Annotated in this window: 15 protein-coding genes and 1 riboswitch; of the genes, 12 read left to right on the top strand and 3 right to left on the bottom strand. The window is 65.9% G+C overall.

Features of this window, described 5'->3' with window-relative positions; all coding sequences use genetic code 11:
- The first annotated feature begins 231 nt into the window (after positions 1-231).
- The 5 genes from fliE (at position 232) to F6X37_RS21935 (ending at position 3,465) form a co-directional block, all read left to right on the top strand.
- Entirely contained in the window at positions 232-567 is a 336-nt protein-coding gene (gene fliE / locus F6X37_RS21955) for a flagellar hook-basal body complex protein FliE (RefSeq protein ID WP_187612733.1), read from the top strand.
- 259 nt (positions 568-826) lie between these two features.
- Positions 827-1,261 carry a flagellar export chaperone FliS gene (fliS, locus tag F6X37_RS21950; RefSeq protein WP_090802543.1) on the top strand — a complete coding sequence of 145 codons (435 nt, stop codon included), beginning with the start codon at positions 827-829 and terminating at the stop codon, positions 1,259-1,261.
- Positions 1,258-1,584, top strand: coding sequence for a flagellar protein FliT (locus F6X37_RS21945; RefSeq protein WP_090802544.1), 327 nt, complete (start codon positions 1,258-1,260; stop codon positions 1,582-1,584). Before fliS ends, F6X37_RS21945 begins: the two co-directional genes overlap by 4 nt.
- A gap of 106 nt (positions 1,585-1,690) precedes the next feature.
- The gene (locus tag F6X37_RS21940) at positions 1,691-3,106 is read left to right on the top strand and encodes a flagellar hook-length control protein FliK (protein WP_187612732.1); all 1,416 of its coding nucleotides are present in this window, start codon (positions 1,691-1,693) and stop codon (positions 3,104-3,106) included.
- The gene (locus F6X37_RS21935) at positions 3,106-3,465 is read left to right on the top strand and encodes an EscU/YscU/HrcU family type III secretion system export apparatus switch protein (RefSeq protein WP_184065870.1); all 360 of its coding nucleotides are present in this window, start codon (positions 3,106-3,108) and stop codon (positions 3,463-3,465) included. Before F6X37_RS21940 ends, F6X37_RS21935 begins: the two co-directional genes overlap by 1 nt.
- Before the next feature lie 674 nt (positions 3,466-4,139).
- Here F6X37_RS21935 and F6X37_RS21930 read toward each other — a convergent pair.
- Together F6X37_RS21930 and F6X37_RS21925 are read right to left on the bottom strand one after the other, a co-directional pair.
- Positions 4,140-5,558, bottom strand: a complete 1,419-nt coding sequence (locus F6X37_RS21930; RefSeq protein WP_187612731.1) for a coniferyl aldehyde dehydrogenase — start codon at positions 5,556-5,558, stop codon at positions 4,140-4,142.
- Between the two features lie 109 nt (positions 5,559-5,667).
- Positions 5,668-7,356 (bottom strand): isovaleryl-CoA dehydrogenase, encoded by a 1,689-nt coding sequence (locus F6X37_RS21925; RefSeq protein ID WP_187612730.1) that lies wholly within the window; start codon positions 7,354-7,356, stop codon positions 5,668-5,670.
- Between the two features lie 316 nt (positions 7,357-7,672).
- On the opposite strand from F6X37_RS21925, the gene F6X37_RS21920 reads away from it, so the two are divergent.
- Positions 7,673-9,334, top strand: coding sequence for a GMC family oxidoreductase (locus F6X37_RS21920; RefSeq protein WP_187612729.1), 1,662 nt, complete (start codon positions 7,673-7,675; stop codon positions 9,332-9,334).
- Positions 9,335-9,400: 66 nt separating this feature from the next.
- Here the strand turns inward: F6X37_RS21920 and F6X37_RS21915 are convergent, their stop codons facing one another.
- Positions 9,401-10,369: a LysR family transcriptional regulator gene (locus F6X37_RS21915; RefSeq protein WP_090802554.1), complete on the bottom strand. Its 969-nt coding sequence runs from the start codon at positions 10,367-10,369 to the stop codon at positions 9,401-9,403.
- 113 nt (positions 10,370-10,482) lie between these two features.
- Here F6X37_RS21915 and F6X37_RS21910 point away from each other — a divergent pair, with 113 nt between their 5' ends.
- The 6 genes from F6X37_RS21910 (at position 10,483) to F6X37_RS21885 (ending at position 16,534) form a co-directional block, all read left to right on the top strand.
- Positions 10,483-10,974, top strand: a complete 492-nt coding sequence (locus F6X37_RS21910) for a CidA/LrgA family protein (RefSeq protein ID WP_187612728.1) — start codon at positions 10,483-10,485, stop codon at positions 10,972-10,974.
- Positions 10,971-11,696, top strand: a complete 726-nt coding sequence (locus tag F6X37_RS21905; protein ID WP_187612727.1) for an LrgB family protein — start codon at positions 10,971-10,973, stop codon at positions 11,694-11,696. Before F6X37_RS21910 ends, F6X37_RS21905 begins: the two co-directional genes overlap by 4 nt.
- Before the next feature lie 65 nt (positions 11,697-11,761).
- Positions 11,762-11,896: riboswitch (S-adenosyl-L-homocysteine riboswitch) on the top strand.
- A 33-nt stretch (positions 11,897-11,929) separates the two neighbouring features.
- Positions 11,930-13,348: an adenosylhomocysteinase gene (gene ahcY / locus F6X37_RS21900; RefSeq protein ID WP_184051865.1), complete on the top strand. Its 1,419-nt coding sequence runs from the start codon at positions 11,930-11,932 to the stop codon at positions 13,346-13,348.
- A gap of 173 nt (positions 13,349-13,521) precedes the next feature.
- Entirely contained in the window at positions 13,522-13,875 is a 354-nt protein-coding gene (locus tag F6X37_RS21895; protein ID WP_090805530.1) for a phage holin family protein, read from the top strand.
- Positions 13,876-13,886: 11 nt separating this feature from the next.
- Positions 13,887-14,717 (top strand): methylenetetrahydrofolate reductase [NAD(P)H], encoded by an 831-nt coding sequence (gene metF / locus F6X37_RS21890; RefSeq protein WP_176078847.1) that lies wholly within the window; start codon positions 13,887-13,889, stop codon positions 14,715-14,717.
- Positions 14,718-14,875: 158 nt separating this feature from the next.
- Positions 14,876-16,534 (top strand): ABC transporter substrate-binding protein, encoded by a 1,659-nt coding sequence (locus tag F6X37_RS21885; protein WP_260321399.1) that lies wholly within the window; start codon positions 14,876-14,878, stop codon positions 16,532-16,534.
- Positions 16,535-16,628 lie beyond the last annotated feature (94 nt).

Below are 16,628 nucleotides of genomic sequence, written 5' to 3'. Positions count from 1 at the left end.
GGGTTTCTCCGGGAAATGCCTTGGCGTTCTGCCGTGATGCCGCGCCGGGGCTCGGCGGACGGACAGAGACTTTCACCTTTGAAATTATCCGCAGCGCCGCTCAACCCGATTGCTTGAATAGAGCCGGGTTTCCCCTCTAGTTTCGGGACTTTCCGCGAGGAGCCGCTGCTATGCTTTCGTCCAGATCGGTACACCGTCCGGCGGTCCGATCGCACATCCAACGGAGAAAACATGACCATGCCCGTGAACGCGCTATCGTCGGCGCTGCAACAGATGCAGGCGATGGCGGCGCAGGCGGCCGGCGACGCGACCCCGGCGGCGGAGCAATCCGGCGCGGCGACGCCCACCAACTTCGCGGCGGCGCTGAAGGCTTCGCTCGACAAGATCAGCGGCGACCAGCAGAAGGCGGTCGGCGAGTCGCAGGCGTTCGAGCTCAGTGCGTCGAACGTCTCGCTGAACGACGTGATGGTGGACATGCAGAAGGCCAACATCGGCTTCCAGTTCGGCCTGCAGGTGCGCAACAAGCTGGTCGCCGCGTACAACGACATCGCGCAGATGTCGATCTGAGCGGGATCGCGCGTGTCTGCCTGAAGGTCCACACGAGTCCCGTCCGACGATCCGGCACGCCGCTGCCGGCGCTTGCGCCGGCGGCTTCGTGCCGTGTTTCCCGGGCCCGCCCAGCGGCGCTTTCGATCCTCCTTACACCGGACTAAAGCTTTGTCGTCGCGCATCCGATAACCCAATTACAGGTCAGCGACCGGCGCGTCGACGCGCCGCGCGGCCACGCCACGACTTAACCGCAGCCAGTATCAGAGGAGGAGCGCCGATGTTTTCCCAAGGGCACGCTGGAGCCAACGCGTATGCGCGTGTCGGTATCGAGACATCCGTGATGGGCGCAAGTCCGCATCGTCTGATCGTGTTGCTGTACCAGGGCGCACGCCAGGCGATCGCGCAAAGCCGCATGCATTTGCAGCAGGGCAACGTGGCCGAGCGTGGCATGGCGATCAGCAAGGCGATCCGGATCATCGAAAGCGGGCTGCAGCAGTCGCTCAACCTCGAGGTGGGCGGCGAAATCGCCGAACGGCTCAATGCCTTGTACGACTATATGGCGCGTCGACTGTTGCAAGCCAATATCAATCAGAGCGAGGCGATGCTCGTGGAGGTGGACCGTCTGCTCGCGACGCTCGAAGAGGCATGGATCGGGATAGCCCCGGAGATCGCGCGGATGGCAGCACAGCCAGCCGCGGAAAGCCTGAGATGACATCGAACGCAGAATATTTTGCCCGCTACGAGGCGATCGCGGCGCTGTCCTGCCGCATGCTGATGGCGGCCCGTCGTGCACTGTGGAACGACCTGGTGCACTTGCAGGAAGAGTATCGGCAGCTGGTCGAAGCGCTGCGCGAAGCCGACGTGGGCGTCAAGCTCGACGAGGCCGAACGCCTGCGCAAGTACGCGCTGATCCGCCAGATCCTCGCCGACGACGCCGCGATCCGCGACCTCGCGAATCCGCGCATGGCGCATCTGTCGGCGCTGTTCGCCGGCCGGTCGACGCGCGTGCTGAAGGAGTTGTACGGGGCGCGCTGAGCGCGAGCGGGCGCGCGCGTGAGCTGGCGCTACGCCGCACGCGTCTGAAGGATCGGAGCAATCAGAGCATCGCGCGCGTTGCCGCCGATGCGACCAAGGAACCGGCATGAACGGAATCGATTCGGCCCTCGCTTCGGTGCTGTCGAGCCGGATCGACAGCCTGCTCAGCATCGCGCCGGGAACCGCGACCACCTCGCAGACCGGCGCGGCCGGCGTCGATACCGCGGTTCCCGCGGCGCCTGCGAACGTGACGCCCGCGCCCCAGCCGTCCGCGCAAACCGCGCTGTCGGCCGTCGCGCTGACGCTGAATGCGATTGCGCACTCAGGCGGCGAGGCCACACCGGCGGTGCTCGGCCGCGCGCCGATCTGGGCGGCCGCGCCGGCGCTCGACGTCGCCATCGAAAGCTTGCCGCTGACCGATGCGGCGGGCGCCGCGACAGTCAATTTCGCTGCCGGCGATTCCGCCGCTGCTGCCAGCACCAATACCAATCCCAACGCTGCCGCCAGCGCAACCGCGACCGCCACCGCGAGCGTGGCGGCGACCGAAGTGCCGGTCGCGGCGCTCGCGGCCGCGCTGCAACAGACGGTCGCCGACAGCGGCCTGTTCTACGAGGCGCATCTCGCGGCGTGGCTGGTCGGCCAGCGTTCGCCGGCCCAACTGGCGAACGAGGCGCAGAACCAGCTCGTCGCAGATTCTCAATTGCCTCCCGACTGGAGCGCCGACGCTGGCGACGCGAGCGCGCGGTCCGCTGCGGCGAACGGAGCCCCCGAGGCAACGCCACGCGGCACGCCGAACGTTGCCGAGAACAACCCTGCCATGCACGCGATGCCGTCGATCCTGACCGCGCAGGCCGCGCGACTCGTCGCGGGCGAGCTGCTGGCCAGCTCGGTGTCCGACCTGAATGGCCAGTCCACACACGCGGGGCTGCACAGCGCGGTGTCCCAGGCGGCCGATGCCGGCTCGTCGCAGAGCGCGCAGGCGATGGCGGCGGCGGTGCATCCGGCGACGGTGCCGCTCGTGCGCCAGCAGCTCGATCTGCTTGCGACCGGGCAGTTCCGCTGGACCGGCGAGGCGTGGCCCGGCGCGCGTCTGGACTGGACGATCGAGCAGGATGGCGACGAATGGGACCGCAGCGGCGGCGGCCTCGCGAGCGAGGACGACCAGCCGTGGCGCACGCGCCTGACGCTATCGCTGCCGACGCTCGGCACCGTCGATGCCGAACTGACGCTGACCGGCACGCGGCTGACCGCGCGCGTGCAGGCGAGCCCGCGGGGCGCCGCGCGGCTCGCGATGCAGGGGGACGGTTTCCGTCAGCGGCTCGCGGCGACGGGGCTCGAGCTGCAGGGATTGACGATTCGTGAGATCGGCGGCGGTGTGCCTGGTACTACCGCGGCGGGCACCTCGGCGGCGGGTGCGCAGGCCGCGGGCGCGTATGCACGGTCGGCGTCGGCGGCTGTGGCCACGTCGACGGCGTCGGCGTCGGGCGCCGCATCGCGCGACGACCTCGATTGGGATATCTGATGAGCCGCACCCAACGTCGCAGCGCGGCTGCGCTTGTTTATGACGCTCATGGCGGCGAGCCCGCCCCGCGTCTGGTCGCCAAGGGGTATGGGCTGCTCGCTGAGATGATCGTGCAGCGCGCGAAGGAGGCAGGGCTGTATGTGCATGAGGCGCCCGAGATGGTGTCGCTGCTGATGCAGGTCGATCTGGATGCGCGGATTCCACCGCAGCTTTATCAGGCTGTCGCCGAGTTGCTGGCCTGGTTGCATCGGCTCGAGAGTGGGGCTGATGCTGAGACGGGCAATGGCGCTGGCGCGCCGGATGTGGTTGATGTTGTTGCTACTGATGTGCCTGGCGGTGCTAGTACTGCGGATCACTGAAGGTGTGTGTTTGCCCTTTGGCAGGGCGGGGCGCTTTTTTGTCGTTGTTCTGGTGGTGTTGGCCTTTCCTTGCTTTGTTATCGGTCTATTAGCGTTGCCCCTGTGCGGGGCGGCACCTACTTTCTTTGCTGCTGCAAAGAAAGTAGGCAAAGAAGACAGCTCAAACCGCAAGCTCATAAGCGGGTCCCCTGGCTTGGAAGGGGTAGTGGTGCATCTGGAATCCGGGCCCCCGCACATTCCCCGTTCGTGACAAAGCCATCATCCCTCCCACTCCGCACTACGTGCGTCGCGGACGGGTCTGCCAGGGAAACCAATGGTTTGGCCCGCGCAGCGGGGGCCGTCGGCTGCGCCTCGGCGATGCGCCGAAACCACCAGTGGGTTTTGAACGGGGTTTCGGCGCGCGCAGCGCCGCCGGAAGAATGACAGCCTTGTCACTAGCGCGGAATGTGCGAGGGCACGGATTCCAGATGCACCACTACCTTATGCAGACCGAGGGACCCGCTTAAGAGTTGGCGGTTTTAGCTGTCTTCTTTGCCTACTTTCTTTGCAGCAGCAAAGAAAGTAGGTGCCGCCCCGCACAGGGGCAACGCTAATAGACCGACAAGAAAGCAAGGAAAGGCCAACACCGCAAAGAACAAAGACAAAAAAAGGCCTCACCCCGCCCAGGGGCAAAATCAAAACCTCATCATCAACTTCAACACCGCGTTCACGCGTCTCCCGTATGGCGGCGAAATCAACCCGCGCGCATTCAAGCGCGCCTGCACGAGCACGGGCTTCATCTTGGAAAAAGTAACGAACCCCTCGTACCCGTGGTACGCCCCCATCCCACTCGCCCCGACCCCGCCGAACGGCAAACTCTCACATGCCAGATGCATCAGCGTCTCGTTAACGGCCATGCCGCCGGCGATCGTTTCATGCGTGACACGCTCAACCGTCCGCGCATCGTCGGCATAGAGATAAAGCGCCAGCGGCCGCGGCCGCGCATTGATCCATGCGATCGCGTCGTCGAGCGTGTCGTACGGCACGAGCGGCAACAGCGGCCCGAAAATCTCCTCCTGCATCAGCGCGCATTCGTCCGGCGCGCCAGTCACGGCGATCAGCGGAAAGCGCCGGCTCCCGGCATCGGGCGTCGCGTTGGTCAGCGCATGCAATTGCGCGCCCGCAGCCCGCGCTTCGTCGGCGAGACGTTCGAGCCGCTCGAAGTGCCGCGAAGAAATGATCGACGTGTAATCCGGGTTCTGCGCGAAGTCCGGATACATCCTCGCCATCCGCACGCGCGCCCGTTCGATGAACGCCTCCTCCCTGCCGCGCGGCACCAGCACGTAATCGGGCGCCACACAGGTCTGCCCCGCGTTCAGCGTCTTGCCGGCGATCAGATTGTCGACCGCGTTGTCGAAACGCGCATGCGCGCCGATCAGCGCCGGCGACTTGCCGCCGAGTTCGAGTGTGACCGGCGTCAGATGCTCGGCCGCCGCGCGCATCACTTCGTGACCGACCTTCGTCGAGCCGGTGAACAGCAGATGATCGAACGGCAGCGCGCTGAACGCGGCCGCGAGCGCCGCATCGCCGTTGACGACCGCGACGTGAGTGCGCGCGAACGTCTGACCGATCAGCAGCTCGAATAGCGCCGAGGTGCGCGGCGTCAGCTCGGACATCTTGATGATCGCGCGATTGCCCGCCGTCAGCGCGCTGATCAACGGGCCGACCGCGAGCAGCACCGGATAATTCCACGGCACGATGATGCCGACCACGCCGAGCGGCTGCGGCACCACCTTCGCGCGCGCCGGCAGCAGCCACTTGTTGGTGCGGCGGCGCTGCGCTTTCATCCAGCGCTTGCCGTGACGCAGCGCGGCGTCGATCTCTTCCTTCACGAGCAGGAATTCGGCGAGCAGCACTTCTTCCTTCGCGCGATTGCCGAAGTCCGCGTGCATCGCGTCGGCGAGCGCGTCGCGATTGTCGAGCATCAGCTTGCGCAGCGCACGCAGATGCGTCGCGCGCGTGTCCCACGACGGATAGGGCGCGCGCAGATACGCATGACGTTGATCGCGCAACAGTGCTTCGAGCGCGGCGACCTCCGGCACATCGTTCTTCATGTGAGTCCACTCCCAGATGGATGACCGTGCGCATCGAGCGCGCTTATCTTGGTTTGAGGTTGAGTCGGAGTTGCGAGCGGTGCGCTCGGGGTTTGCGCGCCCGCCGCGTTTACGCGGGAAAGGCGCGCTCGACGATCGCCGCGTGATCGAACGTGGCCGGCAGCGTGCCGTACACGCGGCCGCTTTCGCCGCAGCCGTCGGCGAGACGCGTCGCGATGAACGCGTCGGCGACCCCGGCGGGCGCGTGCTGCGCGAGCAGCGTCGCCTGCGCGATCAGCACGATCTGCTGCGCGATACGTCGTGCCGACGCCTCGCGCGGTTCGGCCGGTCCGTTCAGCGTCGCGGCGAGACGCGCGAGCGCCGCGCCCAACGCCGGATGCGCGCGCGCGACGTCCTGCCAGGCGGCGAACAGCGCTTGCGCGGCCTGCGGCTCGCGCTCCATCGCGCGCAGCACGTCGAGGCACATCACGTTGCCCGAGCCTTCCCAGATCGAGTTGACCGGCGCCTCGCGATAGAAGCGCGCCATCGGCCCGGTTTCGACGTAGCCGTTGCCGCCCCAGACTTCCATCGCCTCGCCGGTGAATTCGAGCGCGCGCTTGCAGACCCAGTACTTCGCGGCAGGCGTAACGATGCGCCGCCAGGCGCGTTCGGCCGATGAAGCCGACGACGCGTCGGCGGATTCCTCGAACGCGCGCGCGAGACGCATGAACAGCACCGTAGCCGCTTCGGATTCGAGCGCGAGATCGGCGAGCACGTTGCGCATCAGCGGCTGCTCGGCAAGGTGCCGGCCGAACGCGCTGCGATGCCGCGCATGATGGACCGCCTGCACGAGCGCGGCACGCATCAGCGCGGCGCTGCCGATCACGCAGTCGAGCCGCGTGTAGCTCGCCATTTCGATGATGGTCGGCACGCCGCGTCCTTCGTCGCCGATCATCACACCGTACGCGTCGAGAAATTCGACTTCACTGCTTGCGTTGGAGCGATTGCCGAGCTTGTCCTTCAGACGCTGGATCTGCACCGCGTTCTTGCTGCCGTCCGGCGCGAAGCGCGGCACGAAAAAGCACGACAGCCCCTCGTGCGTGTCGGTGCGCGCGAGCACCAGATGCGCGTCGCACTGCGGCGCCGAGAAGAACCATTTATGACCGACAAGCCGGTAGGCGCCGCCGCGTCCGCCGGCACCGTCGAACGCATGGGCGCGCGTCCGGTTGCTGCGCACGTCGGAGCCGCCCTGTTTCTCGGTCATGCCCATGCCGATCATCGCCGAGCGCTTTTGCGTGAGCGGCACGTCGCGCGGATCGTGCTCGCGTGTGTACAACTGGTCGCGCAGCGTATCGAACAACGTGGATTCGCGCTGCAACACCGGAATGCTCGCGAATGTCATCGTCAGTGGGCACAGCGAGCCGGATTCGATCTGCGCATGCATGAAGTAGCCGGCGCAGCGCGCGGCCATCGCGCCGCTTCGCGGCTCGGCGAACGGCAGCGCGTGTAGCCCTTCGCGACGCAGCAGCGCGAGCAGTTCATGCCACGCGGGATGGAACTCGAGCGCGTCGATGCGCTCGCCGCGCGGACTATGCGTGACCAGCTCCGGCGTATGGCGGTTGGCGAGCTCCGCGAGCGCGAGCGTGTCGGGCGTCGTCAGCGTCGCGCCGTGTCGCAGCAGCGCCTCGCGATGCCAGCTCGCGCCGTCGCGATCGACGGCCGCGCTCAAAGCGGCGTCGCTCGCGAACAGGTTGTAGTCCGCGAGCGGCGGTGCCTGATTCGTCACCTCGTGAGTCTGGCCGAAGCCGTGCCGTTCCATCTGCTGTCTCCGTGCTTTCGCTATTGTGCGCCGCTTCGCCGACGGCATCCGCGATGCGCTTTGTCGCATCTGTTCGAGCGCCGCGCGTGATGCCGCATGCCGGAAGGAGGGCGCGCGTCGCGCCATGTTTGGAAGCCGCGTGCGGGCCGTACGCGCCTTTCATCATAGGGGCGCGTTGCCGCCGGCGTTTAGAGGAATCGTTCTGTCAGGGAGCCGCCGCAGCCCCAATACGCTCCCTACAATGCGCAGAAAACACACGTAGACAAGTGTGCACGAGACAGGGTCCGCGAGCAACGCGGCCCATCAGGAGGAGCGCATGCAATACGACTACATCATCGTCGGTGCGGGCTCGGGCGGCTGCACGCTCGCGAGCCGTCTCGCGGATAGCTGTCCCGACGCGACCATCGCGCTGATCGAGGCCGGTCCGCATACCGGGCGCAATCTGTTGGTGAACATGCCGGTCGGCGTCGCGGCCGTGGTGCCGAACAGACTGAAGACCAACTACGGCTACCTGACCACGCCGCAGCCGGGGCTCGCCGGTCGCGAGAGCTATCAGCCGCGCGGACGCGGTTTCGGCGGATCGAGCGCGATCAACGCGATGATCTACACGCGCGGCCATCCGCTCGATTACGACGAGTGGGCGCGGCTCGGCTGCGACGGCTGGTCGTGGGCCGAGGTGCTGCCGTATTTTCGCCGCGCCGAAGACAACGAGCGCGGCGCCGATGCGTGGCATGGCGAGGCCGGTCCGCTGACCGTGTCCGATCTGCGCTTCAGGAATCCGTTTTCCAGGCGCTTCGTGCAGGCCGCGCTCGAAGCGGGCTACAAAGCGAACGACGACTTCAACGGCGCGGACCAGGAAGGCATCGGCTTCTATCAGGTCACGCAACGTGACGGGCGCCGTTGCAGCGTCGCGCGCGCGTACATCTACGACCGGCCGCGCGCGAATCTGCACACGATGGCCGACGCGACCGTGCTGCGCGTCGTGTTCGACGGCAAGCGCGCGAGCGGCGTCGAAATCGTGCGCGGCGGCCGCACCGAAACGCTCGCGGCGCGCGCCGAGGTCGTGCTCGCCGCTGGGGCGTTCAACTCGCCGCAACTGTTGATGTGCTCGGGCATCGGGCCGGCCGCGCATCTGCGCTCGCTCGGCATCGACGTGCTTCACGATGCGCCCGAGGTCGGCCAGAACCTGATCGATCACATCGATTTCACGATCAACAAACGCGTGAGGTCGATCGAGCCCACCGGTTTCTCGGTGCGCGGCATCGCGCGGATGCTGCCGCAATTCGTGACCTTCATGCGCCACGGGCGCGGCATGCTGTCGAGCAACGTCGCCGAGGCGGGCGGTTTTCTGAAGAGCCGGCCGACGCTCGCGCGGCCCGATCTGCAACTGCATTTCTGCGCGGCGATCGTCGACGATCACAACCGCCATATGCACTGGGGCCACGGCTATTCGCTGCATGTATGCGTGCTGCGTCCGCATAGCCGCGGCACCGTGACGCTCGCAAGCGCCGATGCGCGTGTCGAGCCGCTGATCGATCCGCGCTTTCTGAGCGATGCGCGCGATCTCGATCTGCTCGTCGAGGGCGCGAAGATGGCGCGGCGCATTCTCGGCGCGCCGTCGCTCGCGCTGCACGGCGGCGAGGAGTTGTACACGCGGCCGGGGCAATCGGATGCGCAACTGCGCCAGACGATCGCCGAGCGCGCGGACACGATCTATCACCCGGTCGCGACCTGCCGGATGGGCGGCGACGCGCGCTCGGTCGTCGATCCGCAATTGCGCGTGCGCGGCGTGACGGGGTTGAGGATCGTCGATGCGTCGGTCATGCCGACCCTGATCGGCGGCAACACCAATTCGCCGACGGTGATGATCGGCGAACGGGCGGCGGAGTTGATCGCGACGAGCCGGCGAGAGGGAGCGGGGAGGTCGGCGACGGTGACGCCCCCGAACCCAGGTGACACGCCGGCGCAGGCGGTTTGATCGCCGTTTGCAAGGAGGTCGGCAAACGCGAGCGGCGAAACGCGGCCGGCGGCCGGACGCCGCCCGTCACTCGCCTGAGGGTGGCAGAGCTCCCTGCGGCGCTGTGATTCCGTTAAAGCCGATCCCCGGTCCGAGTATGAAATCGTCGCTGGCGTGTGTCGGCAGCGTTTCGCGCGCGACGTCGAGCCACGCGCGCGCCGCGTGCGACAGATAGCCGTTGCGGCGCCAGCCGATCGCCATCTCCCAAGGGATCTCCGGTTCGACGACCGGGCGGCAGGTGAACTGCGCGGGATCGAGCCGCCGGCAATAGGGCGCGGGCAGCAGTGCGATGCCGACGCCGGCCAGCACCAGCGCCGCCATGAAGTCCCAATGCGCGCTGCGCCCGACGATCGCGGGCGCAAACCCCGCCGCGCGGCACGCGTTCAACACGACGTCGTTCAGCGCGAGGCTTTCGCCGTAAAACACGAACGGCTCATCGGCGAGTTGCGCGAGCGGCACCTCGTTCAACGCATCCCAGCGCGAGCCGGCGCGCGCGACGAGCCACAACAGCTCGCGCGACATCGGCAGCACGTCGATGTTGTCGGGGTCGACCGGCTGCAGCACACCGCCCAGTTCCAGTTCACCGTTGATCAGCGCGGCTTCGATCGCGCGCGAGCCCTGCTCGAACAGCTTCAGCTCGATCTTCGGATAGCGCTGGCGGAACGCGGCGATTGCGGGGGTGAAGAGCGCACCGCCCATCGGCGGAATGCCGATTGCCAGTTCACCGCGCCCGAGCGTGTCGAGATCGTTCAGCTCGGCCTGCAGTTGCGCGTGCGCGGCGAGCACGTCCTGGCCGCGCTGATAGACGATCCGGCCCACGTCGGTGAGAACCATCTGGCGGCCGTCGCGCAGCAGCAGCGGCGAGCCGATTTCGTCTTCCAGCGACTTGACCATCTTGCTGATGGTCGGCTGCGTGACGAACATCTGCTCAGCGGCGACGGTGAAGCTTTGCTGACGGACCACTTCGACGAAATAGCGCAGCGCGCGGAGTTCCATGAGCGGGGTCTCCAGAATTCCAGTTTGGAATGGTTTCGATGATTGTAAGTCATTTTATTTATGGGGCGGCCGGCCCCATACTAAGTGCCTTCCGACGCCAGCCAGGGGATGTCATGTCCGCGCCAGTTTTCACCCGTTCCGCCCGTCCCGCCGGTGGCGGCTCAAGTGGAGACGCGGGTGGCTTCGGCCGTGTCGCACGCATCGCCGTGCAAAGCGCCGCGATCGCGGCGCTCTGGATTGGCGCCGATTTCATCGTGCGGCGGCTGCATCTGTCGGTGCCGGGCGGCGTGGTCGGCCTCGTCGTGCTGCTCGCGCTGCTGTTCTGTGGCGGTATCGCGCCGCGCTGGGTCAAGGCCGGCGCGGACTGGCTGCTGTCCGACATGCTGCTGTTCTTCATTCCGGCGGCGGTCGCCGCCGTGCAATACGGCGGCCTGTTCCGCGCGGACGGCTGGCGCCTCGCGCTGGTGGTGATCGCCGGCACCCTGATGGTGATGGTCGCGGTGGCGTTCGCTGTCGATCAGGCCGCGCGCGTCGAACGGCGTTTCGCGCTGCGCCGCGTGCGGGTTGCGCGTAAGGCAGGCAGTCTGTCGCGCGAGCGCCGATGAACCCGCTCCCGTTCGCTTCGCTGTTGGCCGACGACGCCTCGCGCCTGATCGCGGCCGGCTGCCTCGTGCTGACGATCGCGCTGTACTTCGCGTCGAAGGCGCTGTATGCGCGCGTGCGCTCGCCGTGGCTCACGCCGATGCTGACGGTGCCGGCCGCGCTCGTCGCGATCGTCGTACTCGCGCACATTCCGTATTCGCTTTACTTCGAGGACACGCGCTGGCTGATGTGGCTGCTCGGCCCCGCGACGGTCGCGTTTGCCCTGCCGATCTACGAGTACCGCGCACTGTTGAAGCGCCACTGGATCTCGCTGTCCGTCGGCGTGACGGTGGGCATTCTGGTCGGCGTCGGCGGCTCGCTGATGCTCGCGAAGCTGCTGCACCTGTCGCCGGACTTGCAGCGCAGCCTGATGACGCGTTCGGTGTCGACGCCATTCGCGCTCGCCGTGTCCGACAGGATTCACGCGCCGAAGGACCTGACCGCGCTGTTCGTGATCGCGACCGGCGTCTGCGGCATGCTGTTCGGCGAAATCGTGCTCGCGTTCGTGCCGCTGCGCACGCGGCTCGCGCGCGGCGCGCTGTTCGGTGCGGCCGCGCACGGCGTCGGCACCGCGAAGGCACGCGAGCTCGGCAGCGAGGAGGGCGTAGTGTCCAGCCTGACGATGATGATCGCCGGTGTCGCCATGGTGCTGCTCGCGCCGATGCTGGGGCTGCTGCCGATCTGAACCAGCGCGCTGCCGCACCATCCGGCGCGCGCCGAAGTCATCTCGATTTGCTACAATCGCCGTTCGTCTTCGAGGAGCGTTGCGACGGGTACCGCGAATCCGCATTCGCCGGCCGCCCGCCAGGCTCGAAGGCTTCAATTGGCAGCATGGAATGCGCATCGCGCGAATCCGAACGCTGCCTCAAACCGCGCTCACGTCACATTTCTAGTCAATTTCTTAGAAAGGAGGGCGTGATGAACGCCGCAGTCATCGATTCCCAGAAGCTGGATTACGTTGTCGCCGACATGTCGCTCGCCGCTTGGGGCCGCAAGGAACTCACGATCGCCGAGACCGAAATGCCCGGCCTCATGCAGACCCGTGATGAGTACAAGGCGCAGCAGCCGCTGAAGGGCGCGCGCGTCGCCGGTTCGCTGCACATGACGATCCAGACCGGCGTGCTGATCGAGACGCTGACCGCGCTCGGCGCGGACGTACGCTGGGCCTCGTGCAACATCTTCTCGACTCAGGACCATGCCGCCGCCGCGATCGCGCAGGCCGGCACGCCGGTGTTCGCGTTCAAGGGCGAATCGCTCGATGAATACTGGGAGTTCTCGCACCGCATTTTCGAATGGCCGAACGGCGAGTTCGCCAACATGATCCTCGACGACGGCGGCGACGCGACGCTGCTGCTGATCCTCGGTTCGAAGGCCGAAAAAGACCGCTCGGTGATCGCCAGGCCGACCAACGAAGAAGAAGTCGCGCTGTACAAGTCGATCGCCGCGCACCTCGAGATCGACCCGACGTGGTACTCGAAGCGCCTCGCGGCAATCAAGGGCGTCACCGAAGAAACCACCACCGGCGTGCACCGTCTGTACCAGATGGAAAAGGAAGGCCGCCTGCCGTTCCCGGCCATCAATGTCAACGACTCGGTCACGAAGTCGAAGTTCGACAACCTGTATGGCTGCCGCGAGTCGCTCGTCGACGGCATCAAGCGCGCGACCGACGTGATGATCGCGGGCAAGATCGCGGTCGTGGCCGGTTACGGCGACGTGGGCAAAGGCTGCGCGCAATCGCTGCGCGGTCTGGGCGCGACCGTGTGGGTCACCGAAATCGATCCGATCTGCGCGCTGCAAGCGGCGATGGAAGGCTACCGCGTCGTGACGATGGAATACGCGGCCGACAAGGCCGACATCTTCGTGACCGCGACCGGCAACTACCACGTGATCAACCACGATCACATGAAGGCGATGCGTCATAACGCGATCGTCTGCAACATCGGCCACTTCGACTCGGAAATCGACGTCGCGTCGACCCGTCAGTACCAGTGGGAAAACATCAAGCCGCAAGTCGACCACATCATTTTCCCGGACGGCAAGCGCGTGATCCTGCTGGCCGAAGGCCGCCTCGTGAACCTCGGCTGCGCGACGGGCCACCCGTCGTTCGTGATGTCGAACTCGTTCACGAACCAGACGCTCGCGCAGATCGAACTGTTCACGCAGGGCGCGAAGTACGAAAACAAGGTGTACGTGCTGCCGAAGCATCTCGACGAGAAGGTCGCGCGTCTGCATCTGGCGCGCATCGGCGCGAACCTGACCGTGCTGTCCGACGCGCAGGCCGGCTACATCGGCGTCGACAGGAACGGTCCGTTCAAGCCGAACCACTACCGCTATTAAGCACGCGGCCGTCCGCGGCTCGATGCGCGCGTTCGCGCGCCCGGCCACGCGGGCGGCGGTAAAAGCTTGACGGTCCGATCCCGGGGCGGCGCGCAATGCGCCGCTTTGTTCGCCAGCGCGGCTTTTCGTTTGCTGGACATCTTCTCCGCACAGGTGCTTACAAGGAGTTCTACATGACCGTGCTGCTGACCTGGCTCATCAACGCGCTCGCGCTGCTGATCATCACCTACATCGTTCCGTCGATCCATATCCGCAGTTTTGGTACCGCGCTGATCGTCGCGATCGTGCTCGGCCTCATCAATACGCTGCTGCGGCCGCTGCTGATCCTGCTGACGCTGCCCGTCACGATCCTCACGCTCGGACTCTTCATTCTGGTCGTCAATGCCCTGTGCTTCTGGCTGTGCGCGTCGCTGCTGAAGGGCTTCGAGGTGTCGGGCTTCTGGTCGGCGTTCTTCGGCTCGATCCTGTACAGCATCGTGTCGTGGCTACTGTCCGCGCTCATTTTCGGCAACCGCAGTCTCGGTTGACCTTTTTGACTATGAATCCGATCGAACTCTCATTCGAATTCTTCCCGCCGAAAACGCAGGAAGGCATCGACAAACTGCGCGCGACGCGCGCGGAACTCGTGTCGCTCAAACCGAAGTTCGTGTCCGTCACGTTCGGCGCCGGCGGCTCGACCCAGCAAGGCACGCTCGATACCGTCGTCGACATGGCCAAGGAAGGGCTCGAGGCGGCGCCGCATCTGTCGTGCATCGGCTCGTCGAAGGACAGCCTGCGCGCGATCCTCAACGAGTACCGCGCGTACGGCATCCGCCATATCGTCGCGCTGCGCGGCGATCTGCCCTCGGGCATGGGCGCGGTCGGCGAGCTGCGCTATGCGTCGGAGCTCGTCAGCTTCATCCGTGCCGAGTTCGGCGACTGGTTCTGGATCGAGGTGGCGGGCTATCCGGAATACCATCCGCAGTCGCGCTCGCCGCGTCACGATCTCGAAAACTTCGCGCGCAAGGTGAAAGCCGGCGCGAATTCGGCGATCACGCAGTACTTCTTCAACGCGGACGCGTACTTCCGTTTCGTCGACGATGCGCGCCAGCTCGGCGTCGACGTGCCGATCGTGCCCGGCATCATGCCGATCACGAACTTCTCGCAGCTGATGCGCTTCTCCGAAATGTGCGGCGCCGAAGTGCCGCGCTGGATCGCGCGCCGGCTAGAGAGCTTCGGCGACGACCGCGAGTCGATCCGCGCGTTCGGGCTCGACGTGGTGACGGCTCTGTGTCAACGGCTCGTCGATGCGAAGGTGCCGGGCCTGCACTTCTATACGCTGAACGCGGCCGCGTCGACCAAGGCGATCTGCGAACGGCTCGCCGTGTAATTGCGATGCCCGCGCGGCTGCAACGGCCGCGCGGTCCCCGCGAGTCTGGCATGGGTCGCAAATTTGTCCCAAATAGCGTGGTAAGTCCCTGTTGAAGCTCATTTTTGGGCTGTCTATCATCGAAACGCAGCTAACCCGGCTGCTGTGCGGAGGACGATATGACAGTGACAAGAAAGACTGCGACACACCGGCTGTTCGCGCTTCACCAGTTCTGCCTGCCGGCTCTCGCCGCGCTCGCGGTCGCCACGAGCGGCCTCGCGCCCGCCGCGTCGCAGGCGGCCACGCTGCCCGACAAGACGCTGGTGTTCTGCTCCGAAGGCAGCCCGGCGGGCTTCGATACCGCGCAATACACGACCAGCGTCGAATTCAGCGCCGGCTCGTACACGGTCTATAACCGGCTCGTCGAATTTGCGCACGGCAGCACGGACATCGAGCCAGGACTCGCCGAAAAGTGGGACGTGTCGCCCGACGGCCTCACCTATACGTTCCATCTGCGCCACGGCGTCAAATTCCAGACCACGTCGTACTTCAAGCCGACCCGCGAATTCAACGCGGACGACGTCGTGTTCACCTACGAACGCATGCTCGATCCCGAGAACCCGTTCCGCAAGGCGTATCCGGTCAATTTCCCGTATTTCAACGACCTCGGTCTCGCGAAGAACATCGCCAAAATCGAGAAGGTCGATCCGTACACGGTGCGCTTCACGCTGAAGGAAGTCGACGCGCCGTTCCTGCAGCAGATCGCGATGCCGTTCGCGTCGATCCTGTCGGCTGAATACACCGATCAGCTGCTGAAGGCGGGCAAGGCGTCCGACATCAACCAGTACCCGGTCGGCACCGGTCCGTTCATCTTCCGCAGCTATACGAAGGACGACACGATCCGCTTTGACGGCAATCCCGACTACTGGAAGCCGGGCGTCGCGAAGCTCGGCAAGCTGATCTTCGCGATCACGGTCGATCCGGCCGTGCGCCTGCAAAAGTTGAAGCGCGGCGAATGCCAGGTGATGTCCTATCCGCGCCCGGCCGACATCCCCACCGTGAAGGCCGATGCGTCGCTCGCAATGCCAAGCGAAGTGGGCTTCAACCTCGGCTATATCGCGTACAACACGACCAAAAAGCCGCTCGACAACGTGCTCGTGCGCCGCGCGCTCGACATGTCGGTCAACAAGAAGGCGATCATCGAAGCGGTCTACCAGGGCGCGGGCCAGCTCGCGACGAACCCGATGCCGCCGACGCAATGGGGTTACGACAAGAACCTGAAGGACGCGCCCTACGACGTCGACAAAGCGAAAGCGCTGCTGAAGCAGGCGGGCTACCCCGACGGCTTCGAGCTGACGCTGTGGGCGATGCCGGTACAGCGCCCGTATAACCCGAACGCGCGCCTGATGGCCGAAATGCTGCAGGCGGACTGGGCGAAGATCGGCGTCAAGGTGAATATCGTCACGTACGAATGGGGCGAGTACATTCGCCGCGCGCACGCCGGCGAGCATCAGGCGATGCTGATCGGCTGGACGGGTGACTACGGCGACCCTGACAACTGGCTCGGCGTGTTGCTCGGCTGCGACGCGGTCAACGGCAGCAACTTCTCGAAGTGGTGCTACAAGCCTTACGACGATCTGATCAAGCAGGGCCGCAGCACCACCAACATGGCCGATCGCACCAAGGCCTATACGCAGGCGCAGGAGATCTTCAAGGACCAGGTGCCGTTCACGCCGATCGCGCATTCGACCGTCTATCAGCCGATCAGCAAGAACGTGACGGGCTTCAAGATCGATCCGTTCGGGCCGACGCAATTCCTGGGGGTTGGGGTGAAATAAGCGGGCGCGGCGCGCTTTTTTGCGCCGCATTCGTCGCCGGGCGGCTCGAATGAGCCCGCCCGGCCCGTGACAAAACCGTGGCAAAACGTTTGCA

Source organism: Paraburkholderia sp. 31.1 (genome assembly GCF_014397645.1).
GTDB lineage: Bacteria > Pseudomonadota > Gammaproteobacteria > Burkholderiales > Burkholderiaceae > Paraburkholderia > Paraburkholderia tuberum.
Note: the sequence above shows the minus strand (reverse complement) of the source record. Positions and strands in the feature narration are given on the sequence as shown.